This window comes from Ideonella sp. (assembly GCF_036277275.1).
Lineage (GTDB): Bacteria > Pseudomonadota > Gammaproteobacteria > Burkholderiales > Burkholderiaceae_C > Ideonella.
Genome location: NZ_DASUNH010000140.1, coordinates 1 through 5,420 on the forward strand (window position 1 = coordinate 1; position 5,420 = coordinate 5,420).

General features: G+C 68.1%; 5 protein-coding genes and 1 other RNA gene. 4 read left to right on the plus strand and 2 right to left on the minus strand.

Features of this window, described 5'->3' with window-relative positions; all coding sequences use genetic code 11:
* The coding region (locus tag VFY73_RS24445; RefSeq protein WP_329723758.1) for a putative bifunctional diguanylate cyclase/phosphodiesterase at window positions 1-1,854 on the minus strand (1,854 nt) is incomplete at its 3' end.
* 129 nt (window positions 1,855-1,983) lie between these two features.
* Window positions 1,984-2,376 (minus strand): nuclear transport factor 2 family protein, encoded by a 393-nt coding sequence (locus VFY73_RS24450; protein WP_329723760.1) that lies wholly within the window; start codon window positions 2,374-2,376, stop codon window positions 1,984-1,986.
* 168 nt (window positions 2,377-2,544) lie between these two features.
* On the opposite strand from VFY73_RS24450, the gene pyrC reads away from it, so the two are divergent.
* From pyrC to rnpB, 4 genes are all read left to right on the plus strand, one after another.
* Entirely contained in the window at window positions 2,545-3,600 is a 1,056-nt protein-coding gene (gene pyrC / locus VFY73_RS24455) for a dihydroorotase (RefSeq protein ID WP_329723762.1), read from the plus strand.
* A gap of 35 nt (window positions 3,601-3,635) precedes the next feature.
* Complete coding sequence (locus VFY73_RS24460; RefSeq protein WP_329723764.1) at window positions 3,636-4,418, plus strand: NYN domain-containing protein; 783 nt, start codon at window positions 3,636-3,638, stop codon at window positions 4,416-4,418.
* 118 nt (window positions 4,419-4,536) lie between these two features.
* The gene (locus tag VFY73_RS24465) at window positions 4,537-4,716 is read left to right on the plus strand and encodes a hypothetical protein (RefSeq protein ID WP_329723766.1); all 180 of its coding nucleotides are present in this window, start codon (window positions 4,537-4,539) and stop codon (window positions 4,714-4,716) included.
* Between the two features lie 141 nt (window positions 4,717-4,857).
* Window positions 4,858-5,310, plus strand: an RNA gene (rnpB, locus tag VFY73_RS24470) — RNase P RNA component class A.
* Window positions 5,311-5,420: the final 110 nt, after the last annotated feature.

The window sequence follows — 5,420 nt, forward strand, 5'->3', positions numbered from 1 at the left end:
GCTGGTGACGAAGCTGCGATCGATCTTGATCTTGTCGACGGCGAGTTCGCGCAGGTGCGCGAGCGACGACTGGCCGGTGCCGAAATCATCGATCGCGACCCGCACCCCGATTCGCTTGAGCTGCTTCAACGTGCCCTTGACCGCCTGGATGTCGTCCGTCAGCACGCGCTCGGTCAGTTCCAGTTCCAGCCAATGCCCGGGCACGCCTTCGCTGAGCAGCAGGTCGCTGATGCTGTCGGCGAAGTCGGCAGCGTGGAACTCGAGGCTGGACAGGTTCACCGACACCGGCATCGGCGCGCCGTCCGGCCGCAGTGACTGCCAGGTGCGGGCCGAGCGCAAGGCCTGGCGCATCGTCCAGCGGCCGATGCGCTGCATCAGCCGGCGTTGTTCGGCCACCGGCACGAAGTCGTCCGGGCCGAGCAGGCCCCGCTCGGGATGGTGCCACCGGATCAGCGCTTCGAGGCCGACGCACACGCCATCCGCGGCCCGCACGACCGGCTGGTACAGCAGCTCGAACTCGCCGCGCTCCAGCGCCTGGCCGAGCTGGATCTCGAGCAGCAGCGCCTCGTAGGCCACGCTGGCCATCGAGCTTTCGAAGAACTGGCAGTTGGCTCGGCCGCGCGACTTGGCAACGTACATCGCCGTGTCGGCGTGCTTGATCAACGTGGCCGGGTCGTCGCCGTCGTCGGGGAAGAAGGCGATGCCGATCGATGGCGACACCGAGATCGACTGGCCTTCGACTTCCAGCGGCGCCGCGATCGCGCGCAGCAGCTTGTGCGCCACCTCTTCGGCGTCTTCGCGCTGCTGGGCGATCGGCAGCAGCACCATGAACTCGTCGCCGCCGAAACGGGCCACCAGGTCGCTGGCGCGCAGGCACTCGGTGATGCGTGCGGCGACCGTCTTCAGCAACGTGTCGCCGACCAGGTGGCCGAGCGAATCGTTGACGCGCTTGAAGTGGTCCAGGTCGACGAACAGCAGTGCGAGGCGGCCCTCGTTGTCGCGCGCAGTGGCCATCAGCTGGTCCAGACGCTCCATGAAGGCGCCGCGGTTGGGCAGGCCGGTCAGCAGGTCGTGGTGGGCCAGGTGATGGATGCGCGCCTGGGCGGCGTGGCGGTCGCGCATGTCGCGCACGATCGTCATGCGGATGCGCTCGCCGTTGTGCAGCATCGTGCGCACGATGAATTCGACCGGCACCTCGCTGCCGTCCTTGTGCAGGATCGCCAGCTCATAGGTGGTCTCCTGGCCGGCGCTCATCACCGCCAGCACGCGCGCCACATGCTCCGGCGCGATGAAGCTCAGCACGTGGCGGCCGAGGATCTCGGGCAATGTGTAGCCGATCAGCTCGAGCAGCGGCGGGTTGGCGTCGGTGACCAGCCCGTCCTTGTGGAAGACGATGCCTTCGGCGCTGGCGTGCATGAACTTGGCCAGCCGCTCTTCCGACTCGCGCACCGCGCGCTCGGCCAGCCGATGCTTGGTGATGTCGGAGATGAGCACGAAAGAGGACTGGGGCTTTCCGTCCGGCCCCACGTGCGGCAGCAGGTTCACTTCGAGCCAGCGCGGCTGGCCGTCCGGCCCGTTGAGTTGCCGCTCGTACGTTACCGCCTCGAGTTTCTCCAGCACATGGTCGACGTACGGCGCGATCTCGCCCGCCGCCACCTCGCCGATCACCTCGGCAAAGGTGCGGCCCACGATCGAGCGCTCGTTGAGCCCGAAGGTGCGAGCGTACTGCTTGTTGGCGAACAGGCAGCGCTGCGTCACGGCGTCATAGCACGCGATCAGCGCCGGCACGTTGTCGGCCAGCAGCCGAAACTGGTCGGCGCTGAAATCGTCGGCGGGCAAGGGAGGGTCGGACATCCGCGGGGCCTTCTTCTCGTCCGAGACGGGCGATCATAGCCCCCGCGCGCGCCGTCGGGGAGGCTCGACGGCGCGTTACGTCGTCCGCTCAGGCGAGCCGGGCTGGGCGCCTCTGGGTGGCTTGCGCCGTCACGGCCGCACCTTGGCCGCGGCTTCGGTGTCGAGGATGCCGAAAAAGCGCGACAACAGGCCGTCTTTCACCTGCCACACATGGACCCAGGGCGTTTCGAACACGCCGCCGTTGGGCAGGGCCTGGGTGCGCTCCCAACCCAGCACGGTGACATGCTCGGCCCCGACCAGGAACTCGCGCGGTTCGAAGGCCTGGATGCCGTCGGCCTGCGCGACAGCGAGGAACCACTCACTCACCTGGGAGCGGCCTTGCACGAGGCCGGTATACGGGGCCTTCGAATCGCCGGCGAACTCCCAGCGCACATCGGGCTTCAGCAGGTTCAGCAGCGCGGGGATGTCACCGCTGCCGAAAGCGGCGTAGGCGGACTGGACGAGGGTGAGCGGCGTGGTCATGGCGGTGTCTCCTGCAAGTTCGGCCGGGGGGCCACGGCAGTGGCCCCCGTTTGGGATACGCCGGCCAGGCCTTCATGGATGCACCGGTGCGCCCCAAGAAACGAAGGGCCGCTCCCGTGTGCTCCTTGATCCCCCTCGGAGAGGCCCTGTCCGGCGACAATTCGCCCCATGCCTTCCCAGCTCGACACCCTGACCCTGACCCGTCCCGACGACTGGCACCTGCACGTGCGCGACGGCGCTGCCCTGGCGGCCGTGCTGCCGCACACCGCACGCCAGTTCGGCCGCGCGATCATCATGCCCAACCTGCGCCCGCCGATCACCAGCACCGCGCAGGCGCAGGCGTATCGTGAGCGCATCCTGGCGGCCCGGCCGGAAGCAGGCGCGCCCGGCGGCGATTTCGAGCCGCTGATGACGCTTTACCTGACCGACTTGACGCCGCCGGACGAGATCCGCCGCGCCAAGTCGGCCGGTGTCGTCGCGCTGAAGCTGTACCCTGCCGGTGCGACGACCAACAGCGACGCCGGTGTGACCGACATCCGCAAGACCTACGCCACGCTCGAGGCAATGCAGCGCGAAGGCGTGCTGCTGCTGGTGCACGGCGAGGTCACCGACCCGGCGGTCGACGTGTTCGACCGCGAGGCCGTCTTCATCGACCAGGTGATGCGCCCGCTGCGCAAGGACTTCCCCGAGCTGAAGGTCGTGTTCGAGCACATCACGACCAAAGACGCCGCGCAGTACGTGGCCGAGGCTGGGGCGCAAACGGCGGCCACCGTCACCGCCCACCACCTGCTGTACAACCGCAACGCGATCTTCCAGGGGGGATTGCGCCCGCACTACTACTGCCTGCCGGTCTTGAAGCGCGAGGTGCATCGCCAGGCGCTGCTCGCGGCGGTGGCCTCAGGCTCTGATCGTTTCTTCCTTGGCACCGATTCGGCGCCGCACGCCTCGGTGATGAAGGAGGCTTCGGTCTGCGGCGCCGGCTGCTTCACCGCGCCGAGCGCACTGGAGCTGTACGCCGAGGCCTTCGAGGCGATCGGCGCGCTCGACAAGCTCGACGCTTTCGCCGGCCACCACGGCCCCGCGTTCTACGGGCTGCCACGCAATGCCGGCACGGTCACGCTCAAACGCGAACCGTGGGCCTTGCCCGAGACGCTGCCGTTCGGCGATGCGCTGATCAAACCGCTGCGCGCTGGCGAAACGCTGTCGTGGCGGCAAGTGGGCTGAGGCCGCCGCTGACCATCGACACTCCGGGAACCCCGATGACCCAGAACGTGCGCATCGCGCTGCTGATCGACGCCGACAACTCGCCGGCCGCCAAGATCGACCTGATCCTGGCCGAGCTGGCCAAGCTGGGCGTGGCGAACATCCGTCGTGCCTATGGCAACTGGAAGAAGAACGAGCTGAAGGGTTGGGAGAAGGTATTGCACGAGTGCGCCATCCGCCCGATCCAGCAGTTCGACGTCAGCAAGGGCAAGAACGCGACCGACATGCTGATCGCGATCGACGCGATGGACCTGCTCTACACCGACCGGCCCGATGCGTTCGGCATCGTCTCGTCGGACGCCGACTTCACGCCGTTGGTGATGCACCTGCGCGCCAAGGGCGCAACCGTCTATGGCTTCGGCGCGAAGAAGACGCCTGAGCCCTTCGTCGCTGCCTGCTCGCGCTTTCTCTACCTCGAGTCATTGGGCGAGCCTGATGACGAGCCGGAGGCCGATGAGCCCGCGCCGGCCCCTGGCGCCCCGCCGCGCAAGACACGGGCCGCGCCCAAGAAGCCTGTCGGCGCCGAGCTGCGGCGCGATGCGCGCCTGGTCAGCCTGCTGCGCCGTGCGGTCGACGGGGCGGCCGGCGACGATGGTTGGTCCAACCTGAGCGCGGTGCGCGCGCAGATCGCCAACCAGGCCTCGTTCGACCCGCGCAACCACGGCTTCAAGAAGTTCAGCGACCTGGTCGAGGCGATCGGGCTGTTCGACAGCGAGCGGCGGGGCCAGAGCATTTTTGTGCGCGACAAGCGCCAGGCCAAGGCCACACGTGGGGACTGAACGCCCCCGGCAACCACGCGTTGCCGGTTGCGAAGCTGTGTAAAGCAAGGTGTCGCCGGTCGGCGTGTGCACGGCGGCGGGCGTTGTTCGGGCATCCCTTCGCACATCGAAAGATCCCATGAGCAAGTACCGCCGCCCCCTGCTGGTCATCGCCTCTGCCGTGGCCATCAGCACCCTGATGTCCGCCTGCATCGTCGTGCCGGCCCGGGGCTACTACCGCCACCGCCACTACGGCCAGGTCACCCCCGCCGAGACGGCTCCGCAAGCCCCGGCGCCGGCCCCGACGAGCCAGGGTTGACAGTGAGCCGGCGCTCAAGAGGCGGCGGAACAGACACTGGTCCGGCTGCGAAGGCCGCCGCCTCGTCAGCAGCGGGCCGCCGTTCAAGAATCGCTCGGTCACGCGGTCGTATTGCGGTGCCCGTGGGACAATCCACCTCGTGAAGCAAGCCAGACCGCCGCTGGTGCAATCGCCGAAAGGCCGCACTGGAGGAAGGTCCGGACTGCACAGGGCAGCGTAGCGGGTAACGCCCGTCCACCGCGAGGTGCGGATCAGAGCCACAGAGACGAGTCTTGCCGGGGTTCCCAGATGGGGTGTTCTGCGAAGGGCCGGCATTCATGCCGGTCGCCCACGAGCGCAAGCTCGGGGGCTCGGGCGCAAGCCCGAACTGAGCAGCCACCCTTGAAGGGGCAACGCCCCGACAAGGGTGAAACGCGGCAATCTCTACGCGCAGCAACACCAAATAGGCCGGCATTGAAGCGGCTCGCTGAGCCGGCGGGTAGGTGGCATCGAGCCAGGCGGGCAACCGTCAGGCCCAGAGGAATGGCGGTCACGGCTGCGGTCTCGCAAGAGACTTCGGCTGCACAGAATCCGGCCTATCGGCTTGCTTCACACATTATTCGATTCGACGCGCGGCACACGGTAGGTGTCGCGCTCGGGCCGCGCCAGCGCGACCTGCATCGCGACGCCGGTGTACAGACCCACCAGCTGGGTCATCTCGATCA